Origin of the sequence: Mycobacterium intermedium (genome assembly GCF_002086275.1) — a bacterium.
GTDB lineage: Bacteria > Actinomycetota > Actinomycetes > Mycobacteriales > Mycobacteriaceae > Mycobacterium > Mycobacterium intermedium.
The window spans coordinates 1-16,599 of record NZ_MVHT01000047.1 but is presented as its reverse complement, the minus strand read 5'-3'; the positions used below and the strand labels follow the sequence as shown (position 1 = coordinate 16,599).

At 67.0% G+C, this 16,599-nt stretch carries 19 protein-coding genes; 11 read left to right on the top strand and 8 right to left on the bottom strand.

The features are described 5' to 3' along the window. Positions 1–27: 27 nt before the first annotated feature. Entirely contained in the window at positions 28–1,233 is a 1,206-nt protein-coding gene (locus BST27_RS17155; RefSeq protein WP_139805205.1) for a class I SAM-dependent RNA methyltransferase, read from the bottom strand. Then, positions 1,230–3,227, bottom strand: a complete 1,998-nt coding sequence (locus tag BST27_RS17150; RefSeq protein ID WP_069419665.1) for an APC family permease — start codon at positions 3,225–3,227, stop codon at positions 1,230–1,232. Before BST27_RS17150 ends, BST27_RS17155 begins: the two co-directional genes overlap by 4 nt. A 131-nt stretch (positions 3,228–3,358) precedes the next feature. Between BST27_RS17150 and BST27_RS17145 the strand changes: the two genes are divergently transcribed. Together BST27_RS17145 and BST27_RS17140 are read left to right on the top strand one after the other, a co-directional pair. Continuing rightward, positions 3,359–4,042, top strand: coding sequence for a potassium channel family protein (locus tag BST27_RS17145; protein WP_139805204.1), 684 nt, complete (start codon positions 3,359–3,361; stop codon positions 4,040–4,042). Positions 4,043–4,098: 56 nt separating this feature from the next. After that, the gene (locus BST27_RS17140) at positions 4,099–4,761 is read left to right on the top strand and encodes a potassium channel family protein (protein ID WP_069419688.1); all 663 of its coding nucleotides are present in this window, start codon (positions 4,099–4,101) and stop codon (positions 4,759–4,761) included. A 23-nt stretch (positions 4,762–4,784) separates the two neighbouring features. On the opposite strand, the gene BST27_RS17135 is transcribed toward BST27_RS17140, so the two are convergent. Then, the gene (locus BST27_RS17135; protein ID WP_069419667.1) at positions 4,785–5,471 is read right to left on the bottom strand and encodes a DUF3159 domain-containing protein; all 687 of its coding nucleotides are present in this window, start codon (positions 5,469–5,471) and stop codon (positions 4,785–4,787) included. After that, the gene (locus BST27_RS17130) at positions 5,468–5,836 is read right to left on the bottom strand and encodes an OB-fold nucleic acid binding domain-containing protein (RefSeq protein WP_069419668.1); all 369 of its coding nucleotides are present in this window, start codon (positions 5,834–5,836) and stop codon (positions 5,468–5,470) included. The genes BST27_RS17135 and BST27_RS17130 overlap by 4 nt, the downstream gene beginning before the upstream one ends. A 153-nt stretch (positions 5,837–5,989) precedes the next feature. Between BST27_RS17130 and BST27_RS17125 the strand changes: the two genes are divergently transcribed. Then, entirely contained in the window at positions 5,990–6,712 is a 723-nt protein-coding gene (locus BST27_RS17125; protein WP_069419669.1) for a hypothetical protein, read from the top strand. A gap of 7 nt (positions 6,713–6,719) precedes the next feature. Here the strand turns inward: BST27_RS17125 and BST27_RS17120 are convergent, their stop codons facing one another. Both BST27_RS17120 and dut read right to left on the bottom strand, forming a co-directional pair. Beyond that, the gene (locus BST27_RS17120; protein ID WP_069419670.1) at positions 6,720–7,481 is read right to left on the bottom strand and encodes a DUF3710 domain-containing protein; all 762 of its coding nucleotides are present in this window, start codon (positions 7,479–7,481) and stop codon (positions 6,720–6,722) included. A 64-nt stretch (positions 7,482–7,545) separates the two neighbouring features. After that, positions 7,546–8,010 carry a dUTP diphosphatase gene (gene dut / locus BST27_RS17115; protein WP_069419671.1) on the bottom strand — a complete coding sequence of 155 codons (465 nt, stop codon included), beginning with the start codon at positions 8,008–8,010 and terminating at the stop codon, positions 7,546–7,548. A 25-nt stretch (positions 8,011–8,035) separates the two neighbouring features. On the opposite strand from dut, the gene BST27_RS17110 reads away from it, so the two are divergent. Further along, on the top strand, positions 8,036–8,509 hold the full coding sequence (locus BST27_RS17110) for a DUF3093 domain-containing protein (protein WP_069419672.1): 474 nt from the start codon (positions 8,036–8,038) through the stop codon (positions 8,507–8,509). Between the two features lie 4 nt (positions 8,510–8,513). Here the strand turns inward: BST27_RS17110 and BST27_RS17105 are convergent, their stop codons facing one another. Further along, on the bottom strand, positions 8,514–8,816 hold the full coding sequence (locus tag BST27_RS17105; RefSeq protein WP_003919098.1) for a DUF4193 domain-containing protein: 303 nt from the start codon (positions 8,814–8,816) through the stop codon (positions 8,514–8,516). Between the two features lie 188 nt (positions 8,817–9,004). Here BST27_RS17105 and cei point away from each other — a divergent pair, with 188 nt between their 5' ends. After that, positions 9,005–9,658 carry an envelope integrity protein Cei gene (gene cei, locus BST27_RS17100; RefSeq protein WP_069419673.1) on the top strand — a complete coding sequence of 218 codons (654 nt, stop codon included), beginning with the start codon at positions 9,005–9,007 and terminating at the stop codon, positions 9,656–9,658. 3 nt (positions 9,659–9,661) lie between these two features. On the opposite strand, the gene BST27_RS17095 is transcribed toward cei, so the two are convergent. Then, positions 9,662–10,546, bottom strand: a complete 885-nt coding sequence (locus tag BST27_RS17095; RefSeq protein ID WP_069419674.1) for an inositol monophosphatase family protein — start codon at positions 10,544–10,546, stop codon at positions 9,662–9,664. A gap of 162 nt (positions 10,547–10,708) precedes the next feature. Here BST27_RS17095 and ppgK point away from each other — a divergent pair, with 162 nt between their 5' ends. From ppgK to BST27_RS17065, 6 genes are all read left to right on the top strand, one after another. After that, on the top strand, positions 10,709–11,497 hold the full coding sequence (ppgK, locus tag BST27_RS17090) for a polyphosphate--glucose phosphotransferase (protein ID WP_069419675.1): 789 nt from the start codon (positions 10,709–10,711) through the stop codon (positions 11,495–11,497). A gap of 178 nt (positions 11,498–11,675) precedes the next feature. After that, positions 11,676–13,175, top strand: coding sequence for an RNA polymerase sigma factor (locus BST27_RS17085; RefSeq protein ID WP_069419676.1), 1,500 nt, complete (start codon positions 11,676–11,678; stop codon positions 13,173–13,175). Between the two features lie 92 nt (positions 13,176–13,267). After that, the gene (locus BST27_RS17080) at positions 13,268–14,176 is read left to right on the top strand and encodes a tyrosine-type recombinase/integrase (protein ID WP_079219696.1); all 909 of its coding nucleotides are present in this window, start codon (positions 13,268–13,270) and stop codon (positions 14,174–14,176) included. Continuing rightward, complete coding sequence (locus BST27_RS17075) at positions 14,173–14,652, top strand: hypothetical protein (RefSeq protein WP_069419677.1); 480 nt, start codon at positions 14,173–14,175, stop codon at positions 14,650–14,652. Before BST27_RS17080 ends, BST27_RS17075 begins: the two co-directional genes overlap by 4 nt. A 133-nt stretch (positions 14,653–14,785) precedes the next feature. Further along, positions 14,786–15,055 (top strand): hypothetical protein, encoded by a 270-nt coding sequence (locus BST27_RS17070; RefSeq protein WP_232007299.1) that lies wholly within the window; start codon positions 14,786–14,788, stop codon positions 15,053–15,055. A 208-nt stretch (positions 15,056–15,263) separates the two neighbouring features. After that, entirely contained in the window at positions 15,264–16,490 is a 1,227-nt protein-coding gene (locus BST27_RS17065) for a P-loop NTPase family protein (protein WP_079219697.1), read from the top strand. The last annotated feature ends 109 nt before the right edge of the window (positions 16,491–16,599 follow it).

Genomic DNA, 16,599 nt, shown 5'->3' with positions numbered 1-16,599 from the left:
CCGGTGTCCGCGAAGCGACAGGCCCGATCATCGGATCAGCAACGCGACGCATTCCACGTGGTGAGTCAACGGGAAAGCGTCGAACACCCTGATCTTCTCCACCGTATAGCCGTGCCCCCGGTACAGGCCGATATCCCGCGCGAAAGAAGCCGCCTCACAACCGATATGCACCACCCGCGGCACCTCCGCGCCGGCGAGCAGGTCGACCACCTCGCGTCCGGCTCCGGACCGGGGCGGGTCGAGCACCGCCACATCAGCCCCGGGAACCCGACCCGACCGCGCCGCGAGCGCCCGTCGCACCGAGTCGGTGACGACCTCGACCTGCGGGAGGTCCGCGAGCGCTTCCCGGGCGGCCCCGGACGCCGCGCGTGCGGAGTCGACCGTGAGCACCGTGCCCCGATCCCCCACCGCCGCGCCCAGCACGGCGGCGAATATGCCCACGCCGCCGTAGAGATCCCAGGCCGTCATGCCCGCCGCGGGTTGCGCCCAGTCCGCGACGAGGTCGCTGTAGACGCGGGCGGCGTCCCGGTGCGACTGCCAGAAGGCGCTCACCGGCACCCGCCAACTGCGTCCGCCCACCCGGTGCTGCGCGCGCGACTCGCCCTCGACCACCTTGTGGATGGTCCGCTTGCCCTGCTTGACCGCGCGCAGCACATGGCGCCGCCCGTCGTCGTCCAGGGCCACCTGCAGGTGCGCGCCCGGCGGCCAGTCGGCGCCGCCGAGCCCGTCGAGCATGCCAGCGGGCAGTTGGCCGCAGCGCAGATCGGTCACCAACTCGTCGCTGTGGTAGCGGTGGAAGCCGGGGCGACGGTCCGCACCCACCGCGAGTCGGACCCGCGTCCGCCACCCCGTCGGGCCCACCTCCGAGAGCGGTTCCACCTCCCCCGACCATTCGTGACCACCCAGCCGCTGCAGCTGATTCGCCACCACCCGCGCCTTGATCGCGCGCGCGGCGCCGGGCTCGGCGAACGCCAGATCGCAACACCCGGCGCCGTCCACCCCGGCGATCGGGCACAGCGACTCCACCCGGTCCGGCGAAGCGTCGAGGACTTCGACGGCCTCGGCGTGCCAATACGAACCGCGGTCAGCTGTGACCCGGACCCGAACCCGTTCCCCGGGCAATGCATAGCGGACGAACACCACCCGGCCCTCGTGGCGCGCCACACAGCTACCACCGTTCGCCGGGGCGTCGGTGACAAGCGTCAGTTCCCGGTAGTCGGACGCGGCAATCAATCGAAAATGCCTCGCCGTGCGTCCCCGGGCGCCGCATGTGGCTGCAAGGTCTTCAGCCGCTCCGACGAAGTCAACTGCCACGGAACCGAAGTCACCATCACCCCGGGCATGAACAGCAACCGACCCTTGAGTCGCAACGCACTCTGGTTGTGCAGCAACTGTTCCCACCAATGGCCGACAACGTACTCGGGGATGAACACCGTCACCACCGTGCGCGGCGACTCCTTGCCGATCCGCTTGACGTACTCGAGCACGGGTCGGGTGATTTCGCGGTACGGGGAGGCGATGACCTTCAGCGGCACGCTGATATCGCTCTGCTCCCATTGGTGCTGCAGTTCGCGGGCTTCCCCGTCGTCGACGCTGACGGTGATCGCCTCAAGCACGTCGGGCCTGGTCGCACGCGCGTACGCCAAGGCGCGCAAAGTCGGCAGATGCAACTTCGAGACCAGCACCAGCGCGTGATTGCGGCTGGGCAGCACCATCTCGGTGCCGTGCTCGGCGGCTTGCTCGGCCAACTCCCGGCTCACGCCGTCGTAGTGGCGCCGGATCAGCTTCATCAGCACGAACAGCAACGCCATCGTGACGAGGGCGATCCAGGCCCCAGCCACAAACTTGGTCACCATGACCACCAGCAAGACGGTCCCGGTGGAGATGAAGCCGATCGTGTTGACCACCCGGGAGCGGACCATCTTGCGCCGCGCCGACGGATCGGTCTCGGTGCGCAGCAGCCGGGTCCAATGCCGCACCATGCCGATCTGGCTCAGGGTGAACGAAATGAACACCCCGACGATGTAGAGCTGGATGAGCGCGGAGAGTTCGGCGCGAAAAGCGATGATCGCCAGCAACGCCGACACCGACAGAAACCCGATTCCGTTGGAGAACGCCAACCGGTCGCCGCGCGTGTGCAGCTGTCGTGGCAGGTAGCTGTGCTGGGCCAGCACCGAACCCAACACCGGGAAACCGTTGAACGCGGTGTTGGCCGCGAGCACCAGGATCAGCGCCGTTACCGCGGTGATCAGCACGAATCCGATGTGGAAGCCGCCGAAGACCTCGTGCGCCAGCTGCGTGATCAGCGTCTTCTGGTAGTAGTGCGCGGGGGCACCGGTCAGTTGCGTCGCCGGGTCGTCGACCACCTGAACGCCGATCTTCTTGGCCAACAGGGTGATACCCATCAACAGGGTCACCGCGATGGCGCCCAGCATCAGCAGGGTCGTAGCCGCGTTGCGTGACTTGGGCTTTTCGAATGCGGGCACGCCGTTGCTGATCGCCTCGACACCGGTCAGCGCCGCGCATCCCGACGAGAACGCCCGGGCCATCAGGAACACCAGCGCGAATCCGACGATCTTGCCGTGTTCGGAATGCATCTGGAAATTCGCGGATTCGGCACGCAGATGGTCACCCAGCACGAAGATTCGGATGAACCCCCAGCCGACCATGATGACGACACCGATGATGAAGGCGTAGGTCGGGATGGCGAAGGCAAACCCCGACTCGCGCACGCCGCGCAGGTTCAGCGCGGTCACCACCAGGATCGCGGCCACGCAGAACCACACCTTGTTGTGGGCCACCAGCGGGACCGCCGAACCGATGTTGGACATGGCCGACGCGGTCGAAACAGCAACGGTGAGAACGTAATCCACCATCAGCGCGCTGGCTACCACCAGACCGGCGGTGTCACCCAGATTGGTGGTCACCACCTCGTAGTCGCCGCCACCGGAGGGGTAGGCGTGCACGTTCTGCCGGTAGCTGGCCACCACCAACAACATCACCGCGGCCACCGCCAAGCCGATCCACGGGGCCATCGAGTAGGCGGCCAGGCCACCCACCGACAACACGAGGAAGACTTCCTCCGGTGCGTAGGCCACCGAGGACAGCGCGTCGGAGGCGAACACCGGCAGCGCGATCCGCTTGGGCAGCAGGGTGTGACTCAGACGGTCGCTGCGAAACGGCCGTCCGATCAGCAACCTGCGCGCTGCCGTGGATAATTTGGACACGAGAGCCAAGACTAAGCCCACGCGGGGTTGCCGGTAGCGTTCCCTACGCGAGAATTTTCTTGGCCGAAATCGGCTGGCCAATGTCGGTCGCTGATTGACTGACGCGCAGGACACCGCCGAGAGGACGTCGAGTGCGAGTAGTTGTGATGGGCTGCGGCCGCGTCGGGTCTTCGGTCGCCGACGGGTTGTCCCGGATCGGCCACGATGTCGCGGTCATCGACCGCGACAGTTCCGCCTTCAACCGCCTCAGTCCCGAATTCGCCGGGGAACGGGTGCAGGGGCTGGGCTTCGACCGCGATGTGCTGCTGCGCGCTGGCATCGAGGAGGCCGATGCGTTCGCAGCGGTGTCCTCGGGTGACAACTCCAACATCATCTCCGCGCGACTGGCCCGGGAAACTTTCGGTGTGCAGCGCGTGGTCGCCCGCATCTACGACGCGAAACGCGCCGAGGTCTACGAACGTCTCGGCATTCCCACCATCGCGACCGTGCCGTGGACCACCGATCGCCTGCTCAATGCGCTGACGCAGGAGACCGAGACCGCCAAATGGCGAGATCCCACCGGCACCGTGGCCGTGGCGCAGGTCGTCTTGCACGAGGACTGGGTGGGCCACCGGGCCACCGATCTGGAGCAGGCCACCGGTGCTCGCGTCGCGTTCCTGATCCGGTTCGGCACCGGTATCCTGCCCGAGCCGAAGACCATCTTGCAGGCCGGTGATCAGGTGTACGTCGCCGCCATTTCCGGCCGGGCGGCCGAGGCGGTGGCCATTGCGGCGTTGCCGCCAAGCGGGGACTTCGACTCGCCGGGCAGGCGTTAAGTGAAACGCGTCATCGACGAACACGCGCGCGCAGCCGGGGTTGAGGAGTGGCGCCAGTGAAAGTCGCCGTAGCCGGGGCCGGCGCCGTCGGCCGCTCTGTCGCCCGGGAGCTCGTCGAGAACGGGCACGAGATCACGCTGATCGAGCGCAATCCCGAACACATCGACGCCGACGCCATCCCCGGTGCGTACTGGCGCCTCGGCGATGCCTGTGAGCTGACCCTGCTCGAGTCGATCCACCTTGAGGACTTCGATGTGGTCGTTGCCGCAACCGGCGACGACAAGGCCAACGTGGTGCTCAGTCTGCTGGCCAAGACCGAATTCGCCGTGCCCAGGGTGGTGGCCCGCGTCAACGACCCCCGCAACGAGTGGCTGTTCACCGATGCGTGGGGCGTGGACGTGGCGGTGTCGACGCCGCGGATGCTGGCGTCCCTGATCGAGGAGGCCGTTGCCGTCGGCGATCTGGTGCGGTTGATGGAGTTCCGCCGGGGCCAGGCCAACCTGGTCGAGATCACCCTGCCCGACGACACGCCCTGGGGCGGAAAGCCGGTGCGCAAGCTGCAACTGCCCCGCGATGTCTCGCTGGTGACGATTTTGCGCGGACCACGCGTCATCGTGCCGCAGGGCGATGAGCCGCTAGAAGGGGGCGACGAGTTGCTCTTCGTCGCGGTCGCCGAGTCCGAGGAGGCCCTGCGCGAGCTGCTGCTGCCCAGCACCTGACGTCACCAGGCCCTGCGTAGACGCTAGGACGCGCTTTCTTCGCGCGCGGCGGCCGTTTCGCTTGTTTGGGCTTCCACGTCAACCGAGGGTTCTTCCGCGCCCGCCAGCGTGCGCCGGACGGCTCTGATGGCCCCGTACGTCACGAAGGCCGCCAACGCGGTCAGCGGCCAGCCCATGGCGATGCGCGCGAATCCCAGCCAACCGGTCGCTCCGCGTTCGTAGAGGTGGCCCTGGACCGCGAACCGGGCAACGAACACCAGCGTCCAGGACAGCGTCGCAATGTCGAATGCATAAACGGCCCGGGAGACTTCGCGCCAGCCGTTGTCGCGCCCGCTCGCCCAGCTCCACAAATAGCCCACCACGGGCCGGCGGATCAGAATCGATACCGCGAAGACGACGGCCCATATCAGGGACGTCCAGATACCCAATAGGAAATAACCCTTGGACTGCCCTACCAGGTAGGCGATCAGCGCGCAGATGGCCACCCCGAAGAAGCCGGAAACCGCCGGTTGCACCGAGTCGCGCCGGATCAGGCGCCAGATCAGGACCAAGGCCGCTACGCCCAGCGCAGCGGCGATGGCGGGCACCAAGCCGGCCAGGCTGGAGGCTGCCACGAAAACCACCACCGGCAGCGTCGAGTAGACAAGCCCGCTGATGCCGCCGGCCTGTGCCAGCAGGCGCTCGGCACTCGTTCGACTATCGGAGGTCAACGCTGAATTTCGTAGTGCGGGTTGTAAATTGCCTTGGTTCCGTTTTCCAGCTTGCCCAGCCGGCCACGCACCCGCAAGGTGCGGCCCGAGTCGATACCGGGGATACGCCGCTGCCCCAGCCAGACCAGGGTGACGGTGTCACTGCCGTCGAAAAGTTCGGCGCGCACACCACCGGTGCAGCCCTTGCCATTGGTCTCGACGCTCCGCAACGTGCCTATCATCGTGACTTCTTGGCCCCGCTGACAGTCGATGGCGCGCTGGGCGCCGGTGCTGAGCACCTCGTCGGAGAGCTCTTCGACGTCACGCTGTTCCGGGTCTTCCGTCAACCGACGGGTGAGCCGGCGCAGATAACCTTGGGCCCCCATGGCCACTCCTGACAATTCGACGTCCTTACGGAGCACGTTGCTAAGCGAACTTTTATTACGACAACGGACACCGTAGACCTGATGGTTCCCGTGCGCCATATAGATGAAACTGTGATTTTGGACCCCTTTTGGACACCCGGGCAGTATCAAGGGGTGGCTATCGACTTGCGCGGCGTCACGACCGTGTTGCTGCCCGGCACTGGCTCCGACCACGACTACGTTCGCCGAGCGTTTTCCCGCCCCTTGGAGGCGGTTGGCGCGGTGTTGATAACCCCTGCTCCACAGCCAGACCGGCTGGTGGCCGGCTACCTGGCGGCGTTGGACGACGCCTCCGCGGATCGCTCCGACGGCCCGATCTGCGTGGGCGGCGTCTCGATCGGCGCCGCGGTCGCCACCGCATGGGCGCTGGCACATCCCGGTCGCGCGGTCGCCGTGCTGGCCGCACTGCCGGCCTGGAACGCCGAACCCGAATCCGCGCCGGCCGCGCTGGCGGCCCGCTACACGGCATCGCAACTGCGGCGTGACGGCTTGGCGGCAACGACAGCGCAGATGCGGGCGTCGAGCCCGGCCTGGTTGGCCGACGAACTCGCTCGGTCGTGGCGGGGCCAGTGGCCACAGTTGCCCGACGCCATGGAGGAAGCGGCCGCCTACGTCGCACCGAGCCGAACCGAACTGGGCAGGCTGGCGGTTCCGATGGGAGTGGCCGCGGCGGTCGACGATCCGATTCACCCGCTGCAGGTCGGCGTCGAGTGGACGGACGCCGCCCCGCGTGCGGCGCTGCGGACGGTGACACTCGACGAAATCGGCGCCGATGCCGCCGCGCTGGGTACGGCTTGCCTGGCCGCTCTGAACGAAGCAGCGAAAGGCGGGCAGTGATCCGGGGCTAGCCGCCGGTGGTGCTGCTGCGCAACTGCTGCATGGCCGAACCTTCGACGCCGCGGCGGGCATCCGGCTGGTTTTCCTCCTGCTGCGCCGCGGCTTGCTGGGCGGCAACCTCGCGCAGCTGCTGAACCATGGGTTCGGGCAGTTGTACCGGCAAGGGTGTCCGCACCGGGAGGGGCGTGTTGCCACGGCGAACGACGGTGTCGGCCAACGCCTCCCGGGCCTCTTCAGTCAGCGCGTCGATCGTTTCGGCCGGGCCGTTGACCACGCAGCGGATCATCCAGCGGTAGCCGTCGACACCGATGAAACGCACCACGCTTGACGCGGTGCCGACAACCTCGCGGCCCCACGGACCGTCTTTGATCGACACTTTCGCCGAGTCCTTGCGCAGCGACTCCGCCAGCTCACTGGCAACCTCACGCCATAGACCGCTCGTCTTCGGTGCCGCATAGGCAGCGATCGTGTAACGGCCATTGGGCGTGACGACCCACACCGCACTCGGCACACCGGTTTCGGTGAGCTCCACCTGCATCTGGCCCGCGGCCGGCATCGGTATCAGCACCGAGCCGAGGTCAAGTCGCGCAATCTCGGCGACCGACGGGTCGTCAAAATCCTCGATGTCGAACGGGCCCACCAGCTCTTCGGCTTCTTCGACGGCTTCGGCGAGCTCTTCGACTGAAGTCTCGGCGACCTCTGGCTCCTTGGCCTCGTCAGAAGCGGATTCGCGGTCGTCCTTGCCTTTACGTATACGGAATGCCGCCATCAGCGCCGCTCCTCTTCATCGCTTCGTCCTCCGCCAGGGGGCGGTACCCCCCACCGCGTCGTCATCACAAGCTTGCATGTCCGCCGGAGGAGCCGTGGCCGCCGTCGCCACGTGAGGTCTGGGCCAGCCCGGCCTCGTCGAAGGACGAGACCTCAACCAACTCGACGAGCTCGACCCGCTGCACCAGTAACTGGGCGATACGGTCGCCGCGATGCACCACGATCGGGGTCACCGGGTCCAGGTTTATCAGCGCGACCTTGATCTCGCCACGGTAACCCGCGTCGATGGTGCCCGGACTGTTGACAATCGAAAGCCCTACGCGCGAAGCCAATCCCGAGCGTGGATGCACCAAGCCCACCATTCCGAACGGAATGGCCACCGCGACGCCGGTGCCCACCAGGGCACGGTGTCCCGGTGCCAGTTCGATGTCTTCGGCGCTGAACAGATCGACCCCGGCGTCGCCCTCGTGGGCGCGGCTGGGCATCGGGAGCCCCCGGTCGAGACGGACAACGGTGAGAGTGGTCGACACGGGGGCACAGATTACCCTTGACCCGATGTCCAGTACCCGCGTCGCTCCGCACAACGTGCGATACCGCGAACGGCTGTGGGTGCCCTGGTGGTGGTGGCCCCCGGCTTTCGCCTTGGCCGGGCTCATCGCCTTCGAAGTCAACCTGGGTGTGCGCGCCCTACCCGACTGGCTGCCGTACGCGATCCTGCTGCCGGTCGCGGCGGGCGTGCTGCTGTGGCTGAGCCGCGTCGAAATCCGCGTCACCGCGGGTGACGAAGTCGAATTGTGGGCCGGCGAGGCGCATCTGCCGGTCACGGCTATCGCCCGCTCCGCCGAAATCCCGCGCAGCGCCAAGTCGGCGGCACTGGGCCGACAACTGGATCCAGCCGCGTTCGTCGTGCACCGGGCATGGGTCGGCCCCATGGTTTTGGTAGTGCTGGACGACCCGGACGATCCCACGCCGTACTGGTTGGTGAGTTGCCGCCACCCAGAGCGGGTGCTGTCGGCATTACGCAGCTGACCGATCAGGCTGCGCAGTCGGTACAGATCATCACGCCATTCTTCTCGCTGGCCAGCCGACTGCGGTGCTGCACCAGGAAGCAGCTCGAGCAGGTGAACTCGTCGGCCTGCTTAGGAATGACGCGCACCGACAGTTCCTCACCGGAGAGGTCGGCACCAGGAAGCTCGAACGACTCCGCGGACTCGGACTCGTCCACGTCCACCACCGCCGAAGCGGCCTCGTTACGTCGCGCCTTGAGCTCCTCCAGCGAGTCTTCCGAGACGTCGTCTGTTTCGGTACGCCGCGGAGCGTCATAGTCGGTAGGCATCTTCATCTCCCCGTCTCATCCCCTAAAGCCTTTAGTCCAAGCAACGCTTTGTACCAGTGCCGAACGCATCCACCAAATGATTCGTGCCCGCATCTGCCGCTATTAGAGTGTGATTTACGTCACAGACTACCGCTGGCCGTGGCAAACGGCGCGGAACGGCGAGATCAGGGTGCGATTAGAGTGCTTGTGTGGTCGCACAAATCACAGAAGGCACTGCCTTCGACAAGCACGGCCGACCCTTCCGCCGGCGCAACCCGCGCCCGGCGATCGTGGTCCTGATCCTGTTGTTTGCGGCGACGGCAGCGGTCTGGACGGCCGCGCTGACACGGAAGTCTGACGTTCGCGAGGCCGCGACGTGCCCGCCACCGCCACCGCAGTCCGGCGCCACCGCACCGCCCAGCCTCGGCGAGCAAGTCACCCGCACAGAGATGACCGACGTCACTCCGGCCAAGCTCACCGACACCAAGATCCGCGTACTCAACGCCAGTGGGCGTGGCGGGCAAGCCGCCGACGTCGCCGGTGCGCTACAGGACCTGGGGTTCGCCCAGCCGACCGCGGCCAACGACCCTGTCTATGCCGGCACCCGGCTCACCTGCCAAGGCCAGATCCGGTTCGGCACTGCCGGGCAAGCGGCTGCGGCCGCCGTCTGGCTGGTGGCGCCGTGCACCGAGCTCTACCACGATGGCAGGGCCGATGACTCCGTCGATCTGGTGCTCGGCACCGAATTCACTGCGCTGGCCCACAGCGACAACATCGACTCCGCTCTGGCTGCCCTGCGCCCCGGCGCTACCGAACCTTCGGATCCCGCACTGCTGACCAAGATCCACGCCAGCAGTTGCTGACGATCACGCCTCGATCGGTTCCAGGCCGCCGAACCGCTCCAGCACTGCCAGCAGCTCTTCGGCGACCCCGGGCGCGACAGCCACGGTGATCCCGGCGCCCTGCACGTCCGGGGCGGGCAACACCACCCGCGCCCCCGCCTCGGCGGCGATCAGGCCTCCCGCCGCGCGATCCCACGGCTGCAGGCCGTGTTCGTAGTACGCATCCAGCCGGCCCTCAGCGACCATGCACAGGTCCAAGGCCGCCGAACCGAGCCGGCGCACGTCCCGTACCAGCGGCAGCATTCGGGCCACCAGCGCCGCCTGGGCGGTCCGGCGGCGGGCTGAGTAGCCAAAGCCGGTGCCTAACAGCGTCATTGACAGCTTGTCGACGCCCGTGCAGTGCAGCGGCCGGCTCCCCCGGGCGTCGGTGACGTGTGCACCGAGTCCGGCGGCCGCCGAGTACACCCGCTCGCCGACGACGTCGGCGACCGCGCCCGCCACCGACACACCGGCCACCTGCGCCGCGACGGACACCGCGTAGGCCGGGATGCCGTAGACGAAGTTCACCGTGCCGTCGATGGGGTCCACCACCCAGGTGATCTCGCCGTCCCGAGCCGCCGTCTCCGGCCCGCCGCCCTCCTCGCCCAGAATCGGGTCGCCGGGCCGCAGTTGGGCCAGCCGATCGCGCAACAGGAGCTCTGTGTCGGTATCGACCACCGTCACCGGATCGGTCGGGGTGGTCTTGGACTGCACCACTTCGTCGCCAGGCGAGTTGGCCGGGCCCGTGCCCGCCGCTGGGGCAGCGCCGAACACCTCGGCCCGCCGATTTCGGACAAACGCCGCCGCCTCCGCGGCCAACGTTTCGGCAACAGCGCGCAGCCGCGCCGGCTCGTCGTCGGGTCGCGTCACTCGTCTATCGCATCACATCTGCCGCGCTCCCCGCCGGACTCGCCCGTCCCGGGCGACCCGCCCGAGGTTTGTTCCTGGACATGCGTCAACAGCCAGCGCGGAAGGCTTGCTCCGCTGGATAAGGTGAGTCCCGACAGCCCACTTCTCGCCGGAGGAGATTCGATGACCAGCGCCGAACCCGCGTCCGAAACTGCCACACCACAAAATCGCGGATTCGGCATCGACGTCGGCGGCAGCGGCATCAAGGGGGCAATTGTCGACCTCGACACCGGCGCTCTGATCGGCGACCGGATCAAGCTGCCGACACCACAGCCCGCCACACCGTCGGCGGTCGCCAAGACCATCGCCGAAGTCGTCGATGGGTTCGGCTGGACCGGCCCGCTCGGGGTGACCTATCCCGGCGTCGTCACCCACGGAGTGGTGCGCACGGCGGCCAACGTGGACAAGGCATGGATCGGCACCAATGCGCACGACGTCATCAGCGCTGAACTGCCAGGACAAGATGTCACGATTCTGAACGACGCCGATGCGGCCGGACTGGCCGAAGAACGCTACGGCGCAGGCAAGGGTCACGAGGGTTTGGTCGTGCTGCTCACGTTCGGAACAGGTATCGGCTCTGCGGTGATCCACAACGGCACATTGATACCGAACACCGAGTTCGGCCACATCGAGGTCGGCGGCATGGAGGCAGAGCACCGGGCAGCATCGTCGGTCAAAGAGCGCAACGAATGGAGCTACAAGAGGTGGACCAAGGAGGTCACCGCGGTCCTGATCGCCATCGAGAACGCGATCTGGCCGGACCTCTTCATCGCTGGTGGCGGGATCAGCCGCAAGGCCGACAAGTGGGTGCCGCTGCTGGAAAACCGCACGCCCGTGGTGCCGGCAACCCTGCAGAACGCCGCCGGCATCGTCGGTGCGGCGATGGCCTCAGTCACCGACGTGACGCACTGATTTTTCGCGCTCGGCCAGTACCACAGCGCACGGAAGTTACAATGGTCGTCGGCGACCGCCCAACCGATAGCGCGCGAGTATTCACGCTGATATCAAACGCCGACATTCGACATAAGCAGACACTTTCGGTTCAGCACGCCCAAACCCACCGGAAGTGAGTACGACCGAAAGGGTGTAAGTGGCAGCGATCAAGGCAGGCCCGGCGACCGATGAGCCGGTGAAGCGGACCGCCACTAAAGCCGCGGCCAAGCGAACGGCCGCCAAGGCGGGTAACGGCGCAGCCCCAGCGAAGCGGGCCAGCAAAGCAGTCGGCCGCACCGCCAAGCCCGAAGAGGAGGCGGCCGACGGCGCCCCCAAGCGGACCAGAGCGGCCAAGGCGCCCGCAAAAGCGACCCGAGGCGCCAAAGCGGCGGCACCCAAGGATGCCCCCGCCGATGACCTGGTCATCGATCCTGACGCCGGCCTGGAGGGCGCCGAGGACCTCGACGCCGATCCCGACCTTGAAGTCGAGGCCGTCGAAGATCTGGACATCGACGCCACCGAGCTGGTCCTCGACGACCTCGAGGACGACGGGGTAGCGCCGGACGCCGAGGACGCCGAGGAAGAAGCCGTTGCCGTCGTTCCCGCCAGCCCCGCTGCCGACGAGGACGAGGAGATCTCCGAGCCGTCCGAAAAGGACAAGGCCTCTGGGGATTTCGTCTGGGATGAAGACGAGTCCGAGGCGCTGCGCCAGGCGCGTAAGGATGCCGAACTCACCGCATCCGCCGACTCGGTTCGTGCCTACCTGAAGCAGATCGGCAAGGTTGCACTGCTCAACGCCGAGGAAGAAGTCGAGCTGGCGAAGCGGATCGAGGCGGGTCTGTACGCCACGCAGCTGATGAGCGAGATGGCCGAGCGGGGCGAGAAGCTGCCCGCCGCCCAGCGCCGCGACATGATGTGGATCTGCCGCGACGGTGATCGCGCCAAGAACCACCTGCTGGAAGCCAACCTCCGTCTGGTGGTGTCACTGGCCAAGCGCTACACCGGCCGCGGCATGGCCTTCCTCGACCTGATCCAGGAGGGCAACCTGGGCCTGATCCGCGCGGTGGAGAAGTTCGACTACACCAAGGGCTACAAGTTCTCCACCTACGCGACGTGGTGGATCCGCCAGGCCATCACCCGCGCCATGGCCGACCAGGCCCGCACCATCCGCATCCCCGTGCACATGGTCGAGGTCATCAACAAGCTGGGCCGCATTCAGCGCGAGCTGCTACAGGATCTGGGCCGCGAGCCCACCCCCGAAGAGCTCGCCAAGGAAATGGACATCACGCCGGAGAAGGTGCTGGAAATCCAGCAGTACGCCCGAGAGCCCATTTCGCTCGACCAGACCATCGGCGACGAGGGCGACAGCCAGTTGGGCGACTTCATCGAAGACAGCGAAGCCGTGGTGGCCGTCGACGCGGTGTCGTTCACCCTCCTGCAAGACCAGCTGCAATCGGTGCTGGACACGCTCTCGGAGCGCGAGGCCGGCGTGGTGCGACTGCGTTTCGGTCTCACCGACGGCCAGCCCCGCACGCTCGACGAGATCGGCCAGGTCTACGGGGTGACGCGCGAGCGCATCCGGCAGATCGAGTCCAAGACGATGTCGAAGCTGCGCCACCCCAGCCGTTCGCAGGTCCTGCGCGACTACCTGGACTGAGCGACACTCCGGTTTAACGTCCTGACCAGCGGATTTACTGGTCAGTCCAGAAATAGTAGACATGCACAGCGCTACCAGTCAAGATATCGGCTATGGCGCGTCGCAAACCGCCGGCCCTGGATTTGGCCGCACTGCTGCCCTCATGGGAGTTGGCGTTGCGCGCCGAGCGCAAGTCGCCGCAGACCATCAAGAGCTACGGCGATGGGGTCCGCGCGTTCGTGCGCTGGTGTGAAAGCAATGGACACTCCCCTGCTCTGAGTCGGGACATGGTGAAGGGGTTCGTGGCCGATCTGCTCGACGCCGGAGCCGAACCGGCGACCGCGCGGGCCCGCCAACTTGGTGTGCGCCGGTTCTCGGCATGGCTTGAGGAAGAAGGCGAGGTCGACACCGACCCTCTGCTTGGGCTGAAGTCGCCGAAGTTGGATACCAAGGTCACCGAATCGCTGACCGAGGTCGAGTTGCGCAAGCTGATCAAGGCGTGCGGCGGCAAAGAGTTCCGCGACCGGCGCGACGAAGCGATTGTGCGGCTGATGGCCGAGACGGGGATGCGCGCCGGGGAGCTGTGCGGGCTCACGGTGGCTGATGTCGACCTGAACCGCGGTCTGGTCACTGTGCGCCGCGGCAAGGGCGGCAAGGGTCGCGTCGCGCCTTTCGGCGACCAGACAGCTCGCGCCATCGACCGTTACGTCCGCGCTCGGCGCGCTCACCGTCTAGCCGCCACCGAAGCGCTCTGGCTCGGCGACCGCGGCAAGAGCTTGGAGTACTACGGCCTACATGCCGCGCTGAAATACCGCGCCCAGCTGGCCGGGCTGACCAACTTTCATCCGCACCTACTGCGGCACACCGCTGCCTCACGGTGGCTGGCCGCCGGCGGATCCGAAGGCGGCCTGATGGCCGTCGCCGGATGGTCGACCCGCGACATGATCGACCGGTACACCAGGGCTACTGCTGCCGAGCGGGCGGCAGCCGAGGCACGCGGGCTCGGTCTGGGGGAGCTATGAGCGAGTCGGCCGCTCACTACCGGGTGACGATCACCGCTTCGGTCGGACGCGGCAGGCTGCGCAAACTGCGCTCCTGCGACCTGATCGACCCCACTGCCGTCGACGTGATGCACCGGTGGCAAGTGTGGCGAGGTTGGCGCCGAGAGCAGCAAGTTCGCGGGCAGTCACTGGGCGCCAGGCTTTCCGCCGCAAGTCAAACGAAATCACCGATCCGCTGGGACCGTGACACGCCAGAAGGGTCTGTTTTCGATCTGCCGGAGGGCATCACGAACGGCCTGCTCATTCCAAAGCGAACCCTTTTCACCATCTGCGACGCGTTGCACGCCGACAACAGAACCGCGATCGACGTCGATGACCTCAAACGCATTGTCTCGCAACAGGGTGCGCGACTGGCAGAGCTTCATCTACTTGCCGAACCGGCGCGACGACACGCGACCGAAGCGCTGTACCACCAGATCGCCAAAGCGCTGTACTAGCATCACCTGAGTCGACGTCTCACAGCGCCGATCTGCGCCGGGCAGAAATGGACCCGGTACGCGCACCGGACCCGGTGGCGGTATCTGAGCACTCCCGACGGGAGGGCTCGCCTCGTAATTCCAAGAGGTCAGAATGCCGCTTACCCCTTCCGAACTCACCATGCGCGGCCAGATCGCGGCCCACGAATCGTGGGCCAAGACCAGTGACCGTCCAGCTCGCACCGCCGCGGCCCGTAAAGCCGCGCTCGACAGGTTCGAACGCGAAGTCGACCCCAACGGGGAGCTTCCACCGGCCGAGCGGGCCAAGCGCGCCGAGAACGCACGCAAGGCGTATTTCAAACGGCTGGCGCTCAAGTCGGCACAGGCACGTAAGCGCCGCGCCGCCGGTGGTACGGCCCAATGACCGAAGAAAGAGAAAGCCGCCCGGCGGGGAACCGGACGGCCAGTAATCCTCTGGTGGGGGATTGCGCCCATGCTAACGCACCTGAGCGACAGGGCCGCGGCGCCGCGCTGTTGGCGCAGTTGCGTCGCCGCCAGGACGCCGCACGCCGGCTACCGCCGTTGCCTAGCGGCAAGCGGGATCCGCTGTCGCCGCGCGAACGCACCGATGGATGGCCGCGACCATGACCGACGTCGACCGCTCCGACGAGTACGCCGAGTGGATCGCCGAGGAAGAAGCCGAGCAGCAGCGACGCCAGCTGGCCGTTCGCAACGGCAGGCATCCCGACGACCCTGGCCCGCCTGAGCCCGCCGGCGAGTCGGAATCCGCCGGCGACGAAACCGACGCCGCGACAACCTGGGAGCCGATCGACCTCGGGCCGTACCTGCGCGGCGAGGTCGACCCCATCACGCCGTCGGTCGGCGCGTGCCGCACTGACGGTCAACGGCTGCTCTATCCCGGTCTTGAACATGCCGTCATCGCGCACACTGCCGCCGGCAAGACCTGGTTCGCGCTGGCGTGCGTGACCGCCGAACTTCTCGCCGGCAATCCCGTCGTATATCTGCACTTCGAAGAATCGGGCGCTGCCTCGACTGTCGAACGGTTACGAAAGATCGGGCTGCGCGCAGACACGATTGAGCAGCTGCTCATGTTCGTCGCACCGAGCAAACCGCTGCGCCGCGGCTGGCTCGACGAACTACTGACGCGCCGGCCGACCCTGGTCGTCATCGACGGCGTGAACGAAGCGATGGTGCTGCAAGGCCAGAAGATCGACCTCGAAGGCTGGTCGGTGGTCCGGCGTGTGCTCATCGTGCCGTTCAAGGAGGTTGGCGCGGCCGTGCTCGAATGCGACCATCTACCGCTGAGCGCCGACCCGCTACGTGGAGACGCCTACGGCACGGTCCATAAGGGCAACGTGGTCGACGGGGTGCGGTTCGCGCTGGTCCGTAAGGAACGGTTCGGCCGGCGCCGGCGCGGTCGCGCACTGCTGTACTCAACGAAAGACCGAAACGGTCAAGTCGAACTTCACGGCAGCGACAATGACAGCGGCGCGGTGTACCTCGGGACGCTGGTCGTCGATGACACCGACACCACTCCCGACTTCCTGACCCTCTATGCGCCGAAACCCGAAGAGGACAAGCGGCCGGACGCTTCGACGGTCAAGCCGGCCGACGCGGTGTACGAAGTCGTCGCCGCGCTTCCCGAGCATGAGGTCCGTTCCAGTGACTTGCTCTACGCCGAAGTCCGCAGGGCAGGTCACCAGATCAAGGACAAGGCCATCCGAGACGCTGCCGCGGATCTGGTCGTCGCCGGACGGTTCATCGAAATGTCAGGCCGACGGGGCGCCAGAGGTTATCGCGCAGTTGTCCCGACCTCGGCGCGGGACGTGGACGAATGAGACGGCCATTCGAGCGCGTGCCGACCTCGGCGCTCGACCCCAGCCCGGCGCCTCCCTACGGGAGGTGCGCCGGGGTGGGCCGAGGTCCGAGCCGTCTGGTCGGCGCACA